Source organism: Rhodococcus koreensis (assembly GCF_900105905.1).
GTDB classification, from domain to species: Bacteria; Actinomycetota; Actinomycetes; order Mycobacteriales; family Mycobacteriaceae; genus Rhodococcus_F; species Rhodococcus_F koreensis.
Genome location: NZ_FNSV01000005.1, coordinates 2,041,782 through 2,057,338, shown reverse-complemented (window position 1 = coordinate 2,057,338; position 15,557 = coordinate 2,041,782). Strand labels below are relative to the sequence as shown.

General features: G+C 70.0%; 12 protein-coding genes. 7 read left to right on the top strand and 5 right to left on the bottom strand.

All coding sequences use genetic code 11. The annotated features are described in order from the left end of the window. Positions 1–26: 26 nt before the first annotated feature. Positions 27–749 carry a GNAT family N-acetyltransferase gene (locus BLV94_RS14280; protein ID WP_072948332.1) on the bottom strand — a complete coding sequence of 241 codons (723 nt, stop codon included), beginning with the start codon at positions 747–749 and terminating at the stop codon, positions 27–29. A gap of 72 nt (positions 750–821) precedes the next feature. Here BLV94_RS14280 and BLV94_RS14275 point away from each other — a divergent pair, with 72 nt between their 5' ends. Next, a complete protein-coding gene (locus BLV94_RS14275; RefSeq protein ID WP_072948333.1) occupies positions 822–1,445 on the top strand; it encodes a PadR family transcriptional regulator in 624 nt (207 codons plus the stop codon). A 2-nt stretch (positions 1,446–1,447) separates the two neighbouring features. Next, on the top strand, positions 1,448–2,947 hold the full coding sequence (locus BLV94_RS14270; RefSeq protein ID WP_072948334.1) for an MFS transporter: 1,500 nt from the start codon (positions 1,448–1,450) through the stop codon (positions 2,945–2,947). Here the strand turns inward: BLV94_RS14270 and BLV94_RS14265 are convergent. Further along, positions 2,901–4,265, bottom strand: a complete 1,365-nt coding sequence (locus tag BLV94_RS14265) for an FAD-binding oxidoreductase (RefSeq protein ID WP_083395573.1) — start codon at positions 4,263–4,265, stop codon at positions 2,901–2,903. The two genes, BLV94_RS14270 and BLV94_RS14265, sit on opposite strands and share 47 nt — an antisense overlap. Positions 4,266–4,305: 40 nt before the next feature. Between BLV94_RS14265 and BLV94_RS14260 the strand changes: the two genes are divergently transcribed. The 3 genes from BLV94_RS14260 to BLV94_RS14250 all read left to right on the top strand — a co-directional run bounded on the left by BLV94_RS14260 (position 4,306) and on the right by BLV94_RS14250 (position 7,379). After that, entirely contained in the window at positions 4,306–5,109 is an 804-nt protein-coding gene (locus tag BLV94_RS14260; RefSeq protein ID WP_072948336.1) for an enoyl-CoA hydratase/isomerase family protein, read from the top strand. Between the two features lie 81 nt (positions 5,110–5,190). Continuing rightward, the gene (locus tag BLV94_RS14255) at positions 5,191–6,387 is read left to right on the top strand and encodes a class I adenylate-forming enzyme family protein (RefSeq protein ID WP_072948337.1); all 1,197 of its coding nucleotides are present in this window, start codon (positions 5,191–5,193) and stop codon (positions 6,385–6,387) included. A gap of 26 nt (positions 6,388–6,413) precedes the next feature. Further along, positions 6,414–7,379, top strand: coding sequence for an adenosine deaminase (locus BLV94_RS14250; protein WP_072948338.1), 966 nt, complete (start codon positions 6,414–6,416; stop codon positions 7,377–7,379). 11 nt (positions 7,380–7,390) lie between these two features. Here the strand turns inward: BLV94_RS14250 and BLV94_RS14245 are convergent, their stop codons facing one another. Together BLV94_RS14245 and BLV94_RS14240 are read right to left on the bottom strand one after the other, a co-directional pair. After that, a complete protein-coding gene (locus tag BLV94_RS14245; RefSeq protein ID WP_072948339.1) occupies positions 7,391–8,755 on the bottom strand; it encodes an amidase family protein in 1,365 nt (454 codons plus the stop codon). Positions 8,756–8,765: 10 nt separating this feature from the next. After that, complete coding sequence (locus tag BLV94_RS14240) at positions 8,766–10,082, bottom strand: D-arabinono-1,4-lactone oxidase (RefSeq protein WP_072948341.1); 1,317 nt, start codon at positions 10,080–10,082, stop codon at positions 8,766–8,768. 101 nt (positions 10,083–10,183) lie between these two features. Here BLV94_RS14240 and BLV94_RS14235 point away from each other — a divergent pair, with 101 nt between their 5' ends. Further along, entirely contained in the window at positions 10,184–10,828 is a 645-nt protein-coding gene (locus BLV94_RS14235) for a TetR/AcrR family transcriptional regulator (RefSeq protein ID WP_072948343.1), read from the top strand. An 81-nt stretch (positions 10,829–10,909) separates the two neighbouring features. Further along, positions 10,910–12,088 carry an amino acid deaminase/aldolase gene (locus tag BLV94_RS14230; protein ID WP_072948345.1) on the top strand — a complete coding sequence of 393 codons (1,179 nt, stop codon included), beginning with the start codon at positions 10,910–10,912 and terminating at the stop codon, positions 12,086–12,088. Here BLV94_RS14230 and BLV94_RS14225 read toward each other — a convergent pair. Further along, positions 12,073–15,540, bottom strand: coding sequence for a TM0106 family RecB-like putative nuclease (locus tag BLV94_RS14225; RefSeq protein WP_072948347.1), 3,468 nt, complete (start codon positions 15,538–15,540; stop codon positions 12,073–12,075). The two genes, BLV94_RS14230 and BLV94_RS14225, sit on opposite strands and share 16 nt — an antisense overlap. Positions 15,541–15,557: the final 17 nt, after the last annotated feature.

Below are 15,557 nucleotides of genomic sequence, written 5' to 3'. Positions count from 1 at the left end.
CTCGTTCCCCGTCTTTCGATGTCGTCTCAGAGCGTACTTCGCGAGATCGTGACCTCGGCGTACGTTCCCAGTTCCCGGTAGCCGGCGCGGGCGGCGAGCGCGCGCGAGGCCGGATTGCCGCGGGGCGAACGGCATTGGGCGATCAGGCCGGCGTCGAGTGCGTCGTCGGTGGCGATCCCGGCGACCGTGGCGCCCAGTCCCCGACGCCGGAACTCCGGTGCCGTGAGCACCCCGACATCGGCGAGGAATCCCTGGAACTCGGTGTAACCGGCACACCCGACCGGTTGCTGCGCGTCGTCGAGGATCGTGAACCACCGCTCGCGGTCTGCCACCCGGGCCTCGGCGACGTCATCCGGGGGACATGCCGCCTCGACCTGCCGGACGTGGTCGCGTTCGTGGGAGACGAGGGGTGGCGGGCCGGTCACCGGATCCTGGTAGTCGGTGCCGTACGCGAGCGCCACCGGGCCGGCGCACCGTCCGGACCGATCCTGGGTGAGGGCGAGCAGCGTCGCGGATTCCGTCAGTTCCTCCGCCGTGTGCCCGTCGGCGCGCTCGATCGCCCACCGCGGTCCGACGAGCGCGGACGTCTCGCCGAGGCGCAGGAATCGGATCGTGTCGGTGTCGTCGTCCACCCGGACGGCGCGGTCGTCGGCGTCCGGCCGGGCGGCCAGTGCGTCGTCGGGCAATCCCAGTTCGCGTGACCAGGCGAGTCGAATGATGTCGAGGTGATGGGAGTCCACGGGGCCCACGGTAGCCGCTTGTTCGCGCCGACCCCGGACGGTATATTCCACGTGGAGTATTCGACTCGGAGTAGTGGAAAGGTGGTGACCGTGGCACTCACGCCGCTCGGCGTCACCATCCTCGGCCTGCTGTGTGAGCGCACGATGCACCCGTACGAGATGTATCAACTCGCCGACGCCCGCCGTGGACGCGTGGTGAAGATCCGGCCGGGGTCGCTCTACCACACCGTGAGCAGGCTCGAAGGTGAAGGACTGGTGCGCACCACCGGCACCGACCGGGCGGGAAACCGGCCCGAACGCACCATGTACGAGGTCACCGACGCGGGCCGGGAAGCGCTCGTCCACCGGGTGAGCGACATGCTCGCCACCCCGGTGCCCGAGTACCCGCAGTTCCCGCTCGCACTGGCCGAGGCGCACAACGTCGACGCACCCACCGTGGTGGAACTGCTCCGGGAACGGCTCGATCACCTCACCCGCGAGATCGACGAACTCGACACGGCCGCCGCGCTCGCCTGCTCCACCGAGATCCCCAGGATCTTCCTCCTCGGCAACGAATTCCTCGTCACCGTCGCCCGCGCGGAGCACGAATGGCTCAGCGCCCTGGTGGCCGACATCGACTCCGGCGCCCTGCCGTGGCTCTCGCCGGAACTCGTCGAACGACTGACACACTCACGCCGGATCCCGTCCGGTTCAGCAAAGGATTGATGATGGACACCGAGCGCACCGCACCACCCGAGCACCGAAATCCCTGGCCCGCGCTGTGGGCCCTCGTCATCGGCTTCTTCATGATCCTCGTCGACAGCACCATCGTGGCGGTGGCGAATCCGGCGATCATGAACGACCTGCACACCGACATCAACAAGGTCGTCTGGGTCACCAGCGCCTACCTGCTGGCGTACGCGGTGCCGCTTCTGGTCACCGGGCGGCTCGGTGACCGCTTCGGTCCCAAGAACATCTACCTGATCGGGCTCGTCCTGTTCACCGGGGCGTCGCTGTGGTGCGGCCTGTCCGGCACCATCAGCATGCTCATCGTCGCCCGGGTCTTCCAGGGACTCGGCGCCGCACTGATGACGCCGCAGACGATGGCCGTCATCACCCGCACGTTCCCGCCGGACCGCCGCGGCACCGCGATGGGTCTGTGGGGCGCCGTCGCCGGTGTCGCCACCCTGGTGGGACCGCTCGCCGGCGGCGTGCTCGTGGACAACCTCGGCTGGCAGTGGATCTTCATCGTCAACGTCCCCGTCGGCGTGATCGCATTCGTGCTCGCCTGGCGACTCGTGCCTTCTCTCCAGACCCACGCGCACAAGTTCGACATCCCCGGGGTCGTCCTCAGCGCGCTCGGCATGTTCTTCCTCGTGTTCGGAATCCAGGAAGGCAGTTCCTACGACTGGTCGGCGACCGTGCTTGCCTCGATCGGCGCAGGCCTCGTCCTGCTCGGCGTCTTCGTCTGGTACCAGTCCTGGAACAAGAACGAGCCGCTGCTGCCGCTGGGCTTGTTCACGGACCGCAACTTCTCGCTCGCCAACGTGGCGATCACCTCGATGGGATTCGCGATCACCGCGATGGTCCTGCCGCTGATGTTCTACACGCAGGCGGTGCGCGGTCTGTCGCCCACCCGGTCGGCCCTGCTGCTCGTGCCCATGGCCGTCCTCACCGGTGTGTTCGCCCCGTTCATCGGCAAACTCGTCGACCGCACCCACCCGCGGTACATCGCGGGCGCCGGGTTCCTGCTGTTCTCGATCGCGCTCGGCTGGCTGTCCATGGTGATGTCGCCCGACGTGGCGATCTGGGAACTGCTGCTGCCGATCGGGCTGATCGGTCTGGCCAACGCGTGTATCTGGTCGCCGCTTGCGGCCACGGCCACCCACAACCTTCCGCCCCATCAGGCGGGCGCCGGGGCCGGCGTCTACAACACGACCCGCCAGGTCGGCGCGGTCCTCGGCAGCGCCGCGATCGGCGCGCTCATCACGGCCCGCCTGTCCGCGCAGGGGCTGAACGCCGACAGCCAGGAGGCCGGAGTCGGGGAGATGCCCGAGTTCGTGAAGGAACCGTTCGCCACGGCGATGTCGCAGTCGATCTGGCTGCCCGCCGCCATCCTGCTGGTCGGTTTCGTCGCCTCCGTCTGTTTCGCCCGACCGTTGCGGGAGAAGAAGCCCGGGGTCAGTGCGGACGACGCAGCCAGTCGGGAAACATCACTGCGGGGTTGAGGTAGTCGTCGGGGTCGAACGCCCGCTTGATCGTCCACATCGCGCCGATGTCCTCGCGGCTGAGCGCGAGGTCCAGGTAGTTGCGTTTGTGTGCGCCGACGCCGTGTTCGGAGGCGATGTTGCCGCCGTGGTCGCGGATCAGTTCCGTCACCGGCCGGTACAGCACGGACTCGTCGGGGCAGCGCAGCACGTTGAGGTGGACGTTGCCGTCGGCGACGTGCCCGAACAGTATCGGGACCGCGTCGGGTGCCCGGCTCGCCACCAGCGCGACGGCGTCGGCGACGAACGCGGCGAGTGCGTCCAGCGGGAGGGCGGCGTCGAATTTCAGCGGTGGCCCGAACAGCCCGACCACGTCCGCGAACGCGTCGCGCGCCGCCCACACCCGGGCGCGGCCTGCGGGATCGATCCCGACGGCGGGTTCGTCGTCGGGATCGCACCGTTCCAGCGCGTCGGCGAGTTCGCCGGTGAGGTCGCGGTGGCCGGCCAGTTCCACCAGGAGATACCACGGCAGTCCCGTGGGAACCGCGAAACCGAGCCGCGCCGAGGCCAGGTCGAGCCCGCGGCCGTCGAGCATCTCCACGGCGTCGACGCCCCCCAGCCGCCGGACGACGTGCGCCGCGTCGATCAGCCCGGACAGGTGCGCGAACCCGGCGAGGGCGGTTACACGGAATTCCGGAACCGGGTGCAGCGCCAGATCGACGGCCGTGACCACACCGAGGGTGCCCTCGCTGCCCACCCACAGCGCGGGCAGGTCGTATCCGCAGTTCTCGGCGCCCATCCGCATGCTGCGCCGCACGATCGCCCCGTCGGGGAGCACGACTTCCAGGCCCAGCACCTGCGCGGACATGTGGCCGTACCGCACGGTGTGCAGCCCGCCGGCGTTGGTCGACACCATGCCGCCGATCGTCGCGGAGTCGCGGGAGGCGAGGTCGACGCCGAACAACAGTCCGGCGTCGGACGCGACACGGCGTACCGCCGCGAGGGTGACCCCGGCGCCGACGGTGACGCGCAGATTCTCGCGGTCGGCGGCGCCCACCGCGGTCAGCCGTTCCGTCGACAGCAGCACGTCGTCGTGCTCGGGAACCGTGCCCGCCTCGAGTCCGGTGCGGCCGCCCTGCACCGTGACCTTCATACCGGCCCGGCGGCAGATGCCCAGCACGGCCGAGACTTCCGCGGCGTCCGCGGGCCGGACCAGTGCGCTCGCCTGCCCGCTGTAGCGCCCCGTGTGGTCGGTCGCGCGGGCGGCGAGCACGTCCGCGTCCACGGTCACGAACCGTTCCCCGACGACCTCGGCCAGCGCCGCACGCAGCGAGTCCACACCCCGATCGTAGGCGGAACAGGTGTGGCAGTCTGGCCGCATGACTGAGCCTGCCGCCGCGCATCCCACCCGACTCGAGCGTGTCCGCACCGACGCCGGCGCCGAGATCGCGATCCTGACGTTCGCCCACGGCCCACTGAACCTCTTCGATCAGGCGATGTTCGACGCCGTGCAGGCCGACGTCGCGGCACTCGCCGAGGATCCGCCCCGGGCGGTGCTGCTGCGCGCCGAGGGCAAGGTGGTCTCGGCGGGGGTGGACGTCCACGTGTTCGACGGGCTCACCGCGGAGCAGGGCGCGGACCTGTGGCAGGAGTTGTTCGCCGAGATCTGCCATCCGCTGGAGGCGCTGCCGTGCCCCGTCGTGTACGCGGCGCACGGACTGACGCTGACCGCCGCCTTCGAGATCGCCCTCGCCTGCGACATCATCCTCGCCGCGCCCAAGGCGAAGTTCGGACTGGTCGAGACGGTCGTGGGGCTGACCCCGTCGATGGGCGGTCCGCAGCGGCTGGCCGAGCGGGCAGGCTCCGGCCGCGCCCGGGAACTGGTGATGACCGGCGACCTGTACGACGCCGCGACGCTGCATGCGTGGGGTGTGGTCAACGCCGTCCACGAGGACGTCGACGCGCAGGCCCGCGCGCTCGCCGCACGCCTGGCGGACGGGCCGACGCGCGCACACGACGCCACGAAGCAGATCATCTCCGCGTGGCGATCGGGTGGAGTCGCCCACGCCGACTCGATCACGCCCGACGTGTCGGGTGCGCTGTTCGAGACCGAGGACCTCCGGGGTGCGGTACGCAGCTTCCTCGACGTGGGACCGGGCAAGGCGACGTACCGCGGGCGGTAGGCGTCGGCGATCCGCTCCCCGCAACTGTGACGGGCGTCATATAGTCGTGGCAAACGTCCCGGTCGCGCAGCGGAGGTGCAGATGTCGTCGTCCCTCGTCGAGTACCCGAGTAGGGGTCCGTTCTTCCGCGACGATCGCGTGGTCCGCGGTCGTGACGGCCTGCTCCGGTACGGCGGCCTCAACCCGTCGCTCACCGAACTGCTCGACATCTCCGTGCACCGCTACGCGGGCCGGGTCGCCGTCGAGGAGGACGGCGGCCGGTCACTCACGTTCTCGCAACTGTGGACGTCCGCGGCCCGGGTGGCGGGCGGGCTGAAGTCGAAGGGTGTCGAGATCGGCGACCGCGTCGCGGTCCGGCAGCCCATGGGGGTCCGCTGGGTGGAGGCGTTCCTCGGGGTGCTGCTCGCCGGCGGCGTGCCGGTCGGGGTGAGCCCGGCGCTCGACGACGCGCGGACCGGTCAGGTGCTCGCCGACAGCCAGTCGGTGCTGACCCTCGACGGCGAACTGCCGGAAGGTATCTCGTTCATCGACGACGGTGCGAGCCCGGACGAGCTGGTGCTGCTGTCGTACACGCCGGGCCCGTCGGAGTCCCCGAAGGGTGTGGAGCTGAGCAATGAGAACGTGCTCTCGACCATCGAATCCGTGCTCCACGCGCGCGGGTTCAGCTCCGACGGACTGCGGAATCTCCTCGTCGAACCCGAACTGCACACCGTGGGATCGCTCGTCGAACTGCTCTCGACGCTGGTGGTGGGCGGAACGGTCCTGCTGACGGGGAGTACCGACGCGGCGTCGTGGCGAGGCACCGGAGCCGACGTGCTCACCGCGGCGCCCGCAGTTCTCCTGCGCGCCGTGGAGAGCTCGCGGGTGACGAGTTTCGGCCGGCGCGCAGTGCGCTGGATCGACTACAGCGGCTCGGGTCTGTCCCTCGACCAGTCGCAACTCCTCCGGCAAACATTTCCCGAGGCCAGACATTTCCTCGGGTGGGGCATGACCGAGACCTGCGGGGCCGGGCTGGCGTTGCCCGACGAGTGCGCTCTGACGCACGCGGGCAGCGTCGGCGTCGCGTTCGGCGGGATGGAGGTGGCGCTCCTCGGGCCCGACGCCGGCCGCGGTGTCGGCGAATTGCTGTGTCGCGGTCCGGGAGTCAGTCGCGGCTACTGGAATCGGCCTGAGGTCACCGCGAAGACGTTCACCGGTGGCTGGTTTCACACCGGCGATACCGCGAATATCGACGGCGACGGCTTCGTCCGTATCGTCGACCGCGACACCGCTGCCTAGGTGGTGCGAAAGGCAGGTATCCACCCGTGAGCTCTCCCGTCGCCGAGCTGCACATGCACATCGAGGGTTCCCTCGAACCCGAGCTGATCTTCGCGCTGGCCGAACGGAATTCCGTGCAGCTGCCGTACGCGGACCTCGACGATCTCCGCTCGCGGTACCAGTTCACCGATCTGCAGTCGTTCCTCGACCTGTACTTCGCCAACATGCAGGTGCTGCGGACAGCCCAGGACTTCGCGGACCTCACCCGCGCCTACTTCGCGCGGGCGTCCGCGGGCGGCGTCGCGCACGTGGAGTTCTTCTTCAACCCGCAGGCCCACGTCAATCGTGGTGTCCCGCTGCACGACGTGCTCGACGGGATCATGGACGCGGTGAGCACCAGCGAGCGGGAGTTCGGTCTCAGCAGTGCCGCCATCGCCGCGATCCTGCGCGACCGTCCCGTGCACGAGGCGGAGGAAGTGTTCTCCGAGATCATCCGGTTGCAGACGCCGATCGTCGGGCTCGGACTGGACTCGGCCGAGGTGGGCAACCCGCCGTCGCTGTTCGAGGACGTCTTCGCCCGCGCCCGGTCGGAGGGGCTGCACGTGGTCGCCCACGCGGGCGAGGAGGGGCCGCCGGAGTACATCTGGCAGGCGCTCGATCTCCTCGGCGCCGAGCGAATCGACCACGGGGTGCGGGCGCTCGAGGATCCGGCTCTCGTGGCGCGCCTGGTGGACGAGGAAGTGCCGCTGACCGTGTGCCCGCTGTCGAACGTGCGGCTGTGCGTCGTCGACTCGCTGTCCGAGCACCCACTGCGGACCATGCTCGAGGCCGGCCTGCTCGTCACCGTCAATTCCGACGACCCCGCCTACTTCGGCGGGTACGTCGACGACAACTTCGCGCAACTGCGGGACCAGCTCGGCCTCACCGACGCCGAGCGGGACACCCTGGCCCGCAACTCGATCAAGGCGTCGTTCGCGAGCGACGCACGCAAGGCGCAACTGCTCCGCGGCTGACGGCCCGGTCGTCAGTCCGTCAGCCCCGTGTCGCCGAGACTCGCGACGACGGCCAGGACGTCGCGGTCGCGGCCGTACGGCCCGACCAGGCACAGGCCCACGGGAACCCCGTCGTCGGTGCGCAACGGCACGGTCGCGTTGGGTAACCCCGAGATGCTCGCGAGGCACGTGAGCATGCCGGTGGCGCGCATCGTGTTCCGGAACCGTCCGCCGCTGGGGTCGCTCGCCCGCTCGGGGGCGACGGACGACGTGGCGGGCAGTAGGAGCAGGCGGTCACCCACATACGCGGTGATCGTCTGCGACGCCTCGGCGAGCATGGTCAGCTTCCGCCCGTACGTCGTTTCCCAGATGCGGCTGGCGTCGGCGAAATTGCGGCCGGGTTCGTCGCCGAGCGACGACATCGCCTGGCTCACCCACTCGCCGTGCAGCCGCCACGCCTCGTAGCCCTGCACGTCGACGACGGCGTCGTACCAGTCGGGCAGCCGCCCGATGTCCGTGTCGGTCCACGTCAGCCGCGGAAGGGAACTCTTCTCCCACGCGGTGAGGGCGCGCCGCACCGCGCCGAGCGCCCCCGCCTCGGCGACGGCGTTGATGCCGTCCGAGGTGAGCGCGCCGCGGAACGGGGTCTCCGCGGTGAGGGGGAGAACGGCGCCGGACACCGCGACGAGGGTGTCGACGTCGCTGCACACCCACGCCGGGGTGTCGAACGTGGGGGACAGCGGGAACAGTCCGTCGGTGGAGACGGCGCCCCGGGACGGCGCGAAACCGTACAGGCCCTGATACGACGCGGGGATGCGGACGGAACCGGTGGTGTCGACGCCCAGTCCGATGTCGGCGGCGCCCTGCGCGACCGCACTCGCGGCCCCCGACGTCGCGCCGCCGGGCAGGCGGTCCTCGGCGCGGGGGTTGGGCGGCGTCCCGAACTGCTGGTTGACGCCGGAATGTCCGTAACCGAGGTCGTCGGTCTGCGTCAGACCGACGACGCGGGCGCCCTGCCCGAGGAGGCGTGCCACCACCGCGGCGGTACCGGTTTCGACGGGCGCCTCGGCGAGTTTTCGCCCGCTGCCCGCGCCGATCTGCTGTCCCGCAACGGCATACAGGTCCGTCACGGCCAGTCGCATACCGGCGAGGGGTCCGTCGCCGGTCGGGGCGACCAGCGGATCCCCCTGCACGCGCCACGTCGCCTTGTCGACGGGCGTGAACTCGGACACCGCTCCGCCACTCGGAACGGACAGGCCGTCGGGCAGCGGCGGAACCTCCGGATCGTGCAGGCGTTCCCCGCAGGCACCGAGTATCGCGGCACCGAACGCCGCCGCCCCGGAGGCACCTGCGACGCGAAGGAAGTTGCGACGGTCGAAAGATCGACTGGGGGCCACCTAGTCCACGTTAGCGACCGAGGACGGTCCGGAGGTACGCGTTGTCGAACATTCGCTCGGGATCGTACTTGTCGCACACGGCGAGGAACTCGTCGAAGTTCGGGTATACGGGCCGCAGGTCCTCGGCGGTGCGGCCGTGCATCTTGCCCCAGTGCGGCCGCCCGTCCGCCTCCCGGGCGATGGCCTCGACGGCGGAGAAGTACGGTTCGTGGTCGCGGCGGTGATACTGGTGCACCGCGATGTACGCCGTGTCCCGCCCGTTCGCCGTCGACAGCCACACGTCGTCACCCGCGGCGAAGCGCACCTCGACGGGGAACGCGACCGTGAAAGCGGACTTCTCCACCCACGCGTCGATCGCCGCGAGAGTGTCCGGAAGTGCCTCGGTGGGTACCGCGTACTCCATCTCCCGAAACTTCACCCGGCGCTCCGACGCGAAGACCCGGTAGCTGCGGTCCGTGAACTCGCGCGCGCTCAGCATGCGGGACGAGAGCCGGTTGATCTTCGGAATCGTCGACGGCGCAAGGCTCGCCACCCTGTTGATGCCCTCGAACAGGACGTTGGAGAGCAGTTCGTCGTCGACGTAGGCGCGGACCGGGTGGAGAGGAGACGTCGGGGTGTCGCCGGGTAGCCGGGTGTTGCGCTTCGTCAGGACGCGGCGCGTGTGCGGGAACCAGTAGAACTCGAAATGGTCGATCGTGGCGCGGTCGTGGTCGAGACGGTCGAGGGTGGCATCGAGCGACTCCGGCTTCTCGACGGCGTGCATCACGTAGTTCGGCACGCACTGGATCGTGACCTTCGAGATAATGCCGACCGCGCCGAGGCCCAGGCGTGCCGCCTCGAACAGTTCGGGATTCTCGGTGGGGGAGCAGTCGGCCACCGAGCCGTCCGCCAGCACCACCTGCAGGGCGCGGACCTGGGTCGCGAGACCTCCGAAACGCGCTCCGGTGCCGTGTGTTCCGGTGGACAGCGCACCCGCGACGGACTGCACGTCGATGTCGCCCAGGTTGATCATGGCCAGACCGCGGTGCCAGAGTTGCTCGCTCAGATCGTGCAGTCGCGTCCCGGCGAGGACGGTGACGAGGGCACCCGCCGGTTCGTCGAGGGTGACGGATTCGATGCCGGTGAGGGCGTCGAGGCTGACGAGGATGCCGTCGGTGACGGCGACCCCGGTGAAGGAGTGGCCCGACCCCACAGCCTTGACCCGCTGTCCCTGCCGCGCGGCACCGCAGACGAGTGCGCGGAGGTCCGCCACCGAGCGTGGGGTCGCGAAGCGCAGCGGGTTCGCCGTCTCGGTGCCCGCCCAGTTGCGCCATGTGTCCTGTGCCATTCGCCCATCATGAACCTGGACGCTCGTCCAGGCAAATGCCGGGTTGGTCGGGCGTCCGTGTTGGTCGCGGGGGAGGCCCCCTCAGGTTCTACGATCAGAGGATGCTGAACAGGCTTCCTGCGGATGAACGTCGTGCCCAACTCGTCGAGTCGGCGCTGGCCATCGCGGAGCAGCGCGGCGTCGCGTCGGTCACGGTGCGTGCCGTGGCGGAGGAGGCGGGTGTCTCTCTCGGTGTGGTGCACTACTGCTTCGAGAGCAAGGAGGAGCTCCTCGCCGCAATGGGCGAGAGCCTGGTTCTGCAGCTCAGCGCGTCGATGCGGCTGGCGTTCGGTCAGGTGCGGCACGCGCCGGACCTGCGCGGGATCGACGGTCTGCGAGAACTGCTCCACATCGGGATCAGCGGGATGTGGCCGATCATCGAGGCCACCCCGGACCGTCAGTTGCTGACGTACGAGATCACCGCGCAGGCGTTGCGGCACCGGGCGTCCGGGAGCGAGCGGGCAGGCGATATTGCCGGTCAGCAGTACCGGACGATGGACGAGGAGGCGATCGAGTTTCTCGCCGAGTGCGCCCGGATCGCCGGCGTCGGCTGGGGCACTCCGGTCGAGTCGATCGCGCGGTTCGGGCTGGCCATGCTGGACGGGCTCGTGCTGCGGTGGCTCGTCGACCGGGACAGCGAGGCGATGATCGCGGCGCTGGACGAGATGGTGCAGGTGATCACGGCCAAGGCGGTCGAGCAGGCCTGATCCGGTCCACGCGATCTGGACAATCGTCCAACTCAATGGTTGACTGGCGTCGCAGATCGATGCCCAACGATTGGACGAACTGTGACGCCCACGCTCGACCGTCTCATCGCCTCGACCACCGAGATCGACCCGCCGTTGGCCGCGCTCGACCTGCCCACACTGCGTGCCAACGCCGCCGACCTGGTCCGGCGCGCCGCCGGCACCCCGGTCCGGGTCGCCAGCAAATCCGTCCGCTGCCGTGCGGTACTCCAGGTCGCGCTCGGTGAGAATCTCACCGCGGCCGGCGGCTTCCGCGGGATCATGGCGTACTCCCTTCGCGAGGCGATCTGGCTCGCCCGGCACGGCGCACAGGACATCCTCATGGGCTACCCGACCGCCGACCGCGGGGCCCTCGCCGAACTGGCGGCCGAACCCGAACTGCTGAACCGGATCACCCTCATGGTCGACGGCGACGACCACCTCGACTTCGTGTCCGCTGCCGCCGGCGCCACGTCCCTCCGGGCCCGGCTGTGCATCGACGTGGACGCGTCGCTGCGACTCGGACCCGTCCACATCGGGGTCCGCCGCTCCCCGCTCCGCGAGCCGTCCGCCGTCGCCGCGTTCGCGAAACGCGCCGCCGCGCGCGGGTTTGCGGTTGTCGGAGTCATGTTCTACGAAGCGCAGATCGCGGGACTGCCCGACTCCAGCCCGCCGATCGGCTGGATGAAGCGGGCGTCCGCCAGGGAACTCGCGACCCGTCGCGGCTCCGTGGTGAACGCCGTGCAGTCGGAAGTCGGGGTACTCGAGATCGTCAACAGCGGCGGCACCGGCTCGCTCGAGGTGAGTTCCGCCGACCCGGTCGTGACGGAGGTGACCGCCGGTTCCGGTCTGTACGTGCCCACGCTCTTCGACCGGTACCGCTCGTTCCGCCCGCACCCGTCTCTGTACTTCGCCCTCTCGACGGTCCGGCGGCCGGCACCCGGCATCGCGACGCTGTTCGGTGGCGGCTACATCGCCTCCGGACCCGCCGGGCGCAGCCGTGTGCCCGCACCGATGTGGCCGACGGGCCTGAAGCTACTGCGCAACGAGGGCGCCGGCGAGGTGCAGACCCCCGTGACCGGAAGAGCGGCAGCCGATCTCGGCATCGGCGACCGGGTGTGGTTCCGGCACGCAAAGGCCGGCGAGCTGTGCGAGCGGTTCACCGAGGTGCACCTCGTCGAGTCGGACGGATCCCGCACCGCCGTGCCCACCTACCGCGGCGAGGGTCAGTGCTTCGGCTGATCGGTGAGCCGCATGAAGGCACCCAGTTCGGTCAGTCCTTCCGGGGTGCTCGGCATGTACTGGGTCAGCGATTCCGATCGGACGATGATCGCCGCCCACTTGCCGCGTGAGACGGCCACGTTCATCCGGTTCCGCGACAGCAGGAACGACATGCCGCGCGGCACGTCCTCGATCGCGGACGCGGTCATCGACACGATGGCGACGGCCGCCTCCCGCCCCTGGAACTTGTCGACCGTGCCCACCTCGACCCTGTCGAGGCCGACGGCGGCCAGATCGCGTTCGATCAACCCGACCTGCGCGTTGTACGGCGCCACCACCAGGATGTCGGACTCGTCGAGTGGGCGGGTGCCCTCGAATTCGCTGGGGTCGGTCCAGCCGGATCCGAGCAGCTTCGTGATCCGGTTGACCACTTCCCGCGATTCCTCGGGGGATTGGGTAGCGTTGCCCTGGTGGTCGACGAAGACGGTGTGCACCCCGGCGTCCATGCCGTCGAGTCGTCTTGCGGCACTGGCCGATTCCTGCGAACGCAGCTTGCCGTCGTACGACAACGTCGAGACGGGAGCACACAGCTGCGGGTGCATCCGCCACGTGCGTTCGAGGAAGTAGCCCCGGCTCGCGGGCAGCGCCCCGTGACCCTCGGCGAGCCACCCCAGAGCCGACGCGTCCACCGGTTCCGGATGGGTGCCCTGGCTGACCTGGGGGAGCTGCTGGGGATCGCCGAGCAGCAGGAGATTGCGGGCCGCGCCGCCCACCGCGATGGTGTTGGCGAGAGCGAACTGCCCGGCCTCGTCGATGACCAGCAGGTCGAGGCTGCCGGGCAGAACGCGGTCGGTGTTGGCGAAATCCCAGGCGGTTCCGCCGATCACGCAGCCCGTCCCCTCCGCCTGGTCGATGAAGCCGGGGTAGTCGTTGGAACTGATGTCGGTCCATGTCGCGGCGCGATGCCGCCCGTCCTTCTTCGCGACGAGTTCGGCGGGGAGCCCGGCCTTCACGACGCCGCCGAGCATGTTCTCGATCACCGAATGCGATTGCGCGACCACACCGATCCGCCAGTGGTGCTGCTCGACGAGTGCCTTGATCACCCGGGCCCCGGTGTACGTCTTGCCGGTGCCGGGCGGACCCTGCACGGCGACGTACGAGTTCTCGAGGTCGAGCAGGGCCGCGGTGATCGCGCCCGCGTAGTCCGTGCCGTCGACGGGCGGGAGCGGATTCCCGCTCCGGGTGCGCGGATCGGACCGCCGCAGGATGTCCACGGACGCGCACAGCGGAAGCTCCGGCAGCGGTGAGCACATGCCGTCCGCGGCCACCGCGATCGCCGATTCGATGCGGGCGGTCGTGATCGGTGGCCCGGGGGTGATCGCCGTCGGAAGTTGTCCGTACTCCTCGCCGTTCAGGAGTTCCTCGACGATCACCACGTCGCGGCGGCGGCCGTCCTTCCCGACCTCGAGCACGTTTACGGTGCACGTACCCCGCTGCTGCGGGTTGTCGCCGGCGACCGCCTCCGGTGCGGGAGTGTCGTACAGCGCGTACATCGTGGTCTTGGTACCCACCGTGCTCCCGGTGCCGAACCGGCCGGTGAGCTCGAGACGCCGGCGCAGCTTGCGTTGCCGGGGGCTGCTCTTGTGCCAGTTCTCCTCGACGACCGCGGACGACACCACCAGGACGTCCCGGATGTCCGACAGTTCGTCGTGCGGCACGACCAGCCGATCGAAGTGCGCCCACCAGAACGGTTTCCGCTCACGCCGGTGATAGCCGACCGCCGCCGCCATGAGGGCGGCGGCCTGCTGGTCGTGGCCCCGGTGCTCGCTCGGACCGTGCCCGGCGAATTCGCGCAACGCCGCCTCTGCGGACGTGTATTCCTCGGTCACCGGGGTGGGCCCGTCGCCCGGCGGCCGGAGGCCCACGCCGTGCGTCCGCGCCTGCCCGATCAGCCAGTCGCGCAGCCGCAACGTGGAATCGCAGTCGTACTGGTTGTAGTCGGCGATGCCCTGCAGCAGTGCACCGGCCTCCTCGTCGCGGCCGTTGTCCCGGTGATCGCAGTAGTCGGCGTACGCGACCACCGACGCGGCGGCATTGGTGACGTCGCCGTCGCGCGGCTGCTCCGGCATGTACAGCGGTTCGAGTTTCTTGATGCTGTAGGACCGTTCGCCGATCCGCAGGCACCCGCGCACCACCGGGTACAGGTCGACGAGGACGTTGTCGCGCAGCAGGGTGTCGACGGTCTCCTCGCCGACGCCGTGCCGCCCCGCCAGCCGCAGCAGCGCGGACTTCTCGTACGCGGCGTAGTGGTAGACGTGCATGTTCGGGTACCGCTGACGACGCGCCGTCACGTAGTCGAGGAAGTCGACGAGCGCCTGCCGCTCCTCCGCGCGGTCGTGCGCCCAGAACGGCCGGAACACGGCGGCGCCGGCGGGACCCTCGACCACGCCGAAGAGGTATTCGAGACCCCAGTCGGTGGAACCGTTCTCGGCCCACAGCGGGTCTCCCTCGAAGTCGAAGAAGATGTCGCCGTCGTCCGGTTCCGGCAGCCCACCCAGGGCCTGCGGGGCGTACAGCTGGAACTCGGGGGTGCCCGAGGACTCCTGCCGCAGCTGCAGGGCAGCCTGGGCGCGCAACGATTCGAGGGTGCGCTCGGGCAGCCCGTCGACACTGCCCGCATGCGCGGCGAGCGCGTCGAGAGTGCCGATCCCGGCCGCGATCAGCCTGCTCCGCTGCGTCGAGCGCATTCCGGCCACCAGCAGGAGATCGCGGTGCTGCTCGACCTCCGGAGTGCACGTGTCGCAGCGGCCGCACGCCGTGTACCGGGGGTCGCCCCACTCCGCGACCGACTGCTCGTCGCGGTGCTCGTCGAGAATCCGTTCGAGCGAGGAGCGTCGCGCGGAGTACACCGGGACGATGTCGCCGAGCGGGTGCGCGGAGTCGCTGTCGTCGCCGAGCAGCAGGTGGACGTCCGGGGACGTCGGAATGCCGTTGCCGGCGAGGGCTTCCGCGTAGGCGGCGAGCTGGAGGAGAGCCGGCACCTTCGCGTGCCGCGACAGCTTGGTGTCGTAGACGGCGTACGTGTCGCCGTCGCGGACGAGGAAGTCGCAGAAACCCAGGAAGCGGCCGTCGAAGAACGTGCCCTGGTACACGACGTCGGCGCCGCCGCGGATCGCCTCCACGGTGGCCAGGTTCGCGTCGAACAGGCCCACGGTGGTGTACTCGGGCCGGTCCATCGTGACCACCCCGTCGCCGTACTCGGTGCGGAACTGCTCGAGCCGGCGATGTTCGTGGGCGTCGCCCAGGCTCGACGTCCGTCGCAGCATCGGATCGTCGTCGACGGACGTGGAGGTGGTGCCGGCGCCGCCGAGCCCGAGCGTGGCATCCAATCGACGCAGCAACGCGAACTCGCAGGTGGCGGCCGCGGCGAGGTCGCTGGCGCTGTAGACGATGGTGTCGTCGAGGAGGAACACAGCTACGTCCCCAGTTC

What these genes read in the sequence shown, in the direction of transcription:
- BLV94_RS14240 (WP_072948341.1), bottom strand. Translation starts at nt 10,082, where the DNA reads ATGGCACAGGACACATGGCGCAACTGGGCGGGCACCGAGACGGCGAAC.
- BLV94_RS14260 (WP_072948336.1), top strand. Translation starts at nt 4,306, where the DNA reads ATGACTGAGCCTGCCGCCGCGCATCCCACCCGACTCGAGCGTGTCCGC.
- BLV94_RS14270 (WP_072948334.1), top strand. Translation starts at nt 1,448, where the DNA reads ATGGACACCGAGCGCACCGCACCACCCGAGCACCGAAATCCCTGGCCC.
- BLV94_RS14235 (WP_072948343.1), top strand. Translation starts at nt 10,184, where the DNA reads ATGCTGAACAGGCTTCCTGCGGATGAACGTCGTGCCCAACTCGTCGAG.
- BLV94_RS14255 (WP_072948337.1), top strand. Translation starts at nt 5,191, where the DNA reads ATGTCGTCGTCCCTCGTCGAGTACCCGAGTAGGGGTCCGTTCTTCCGC.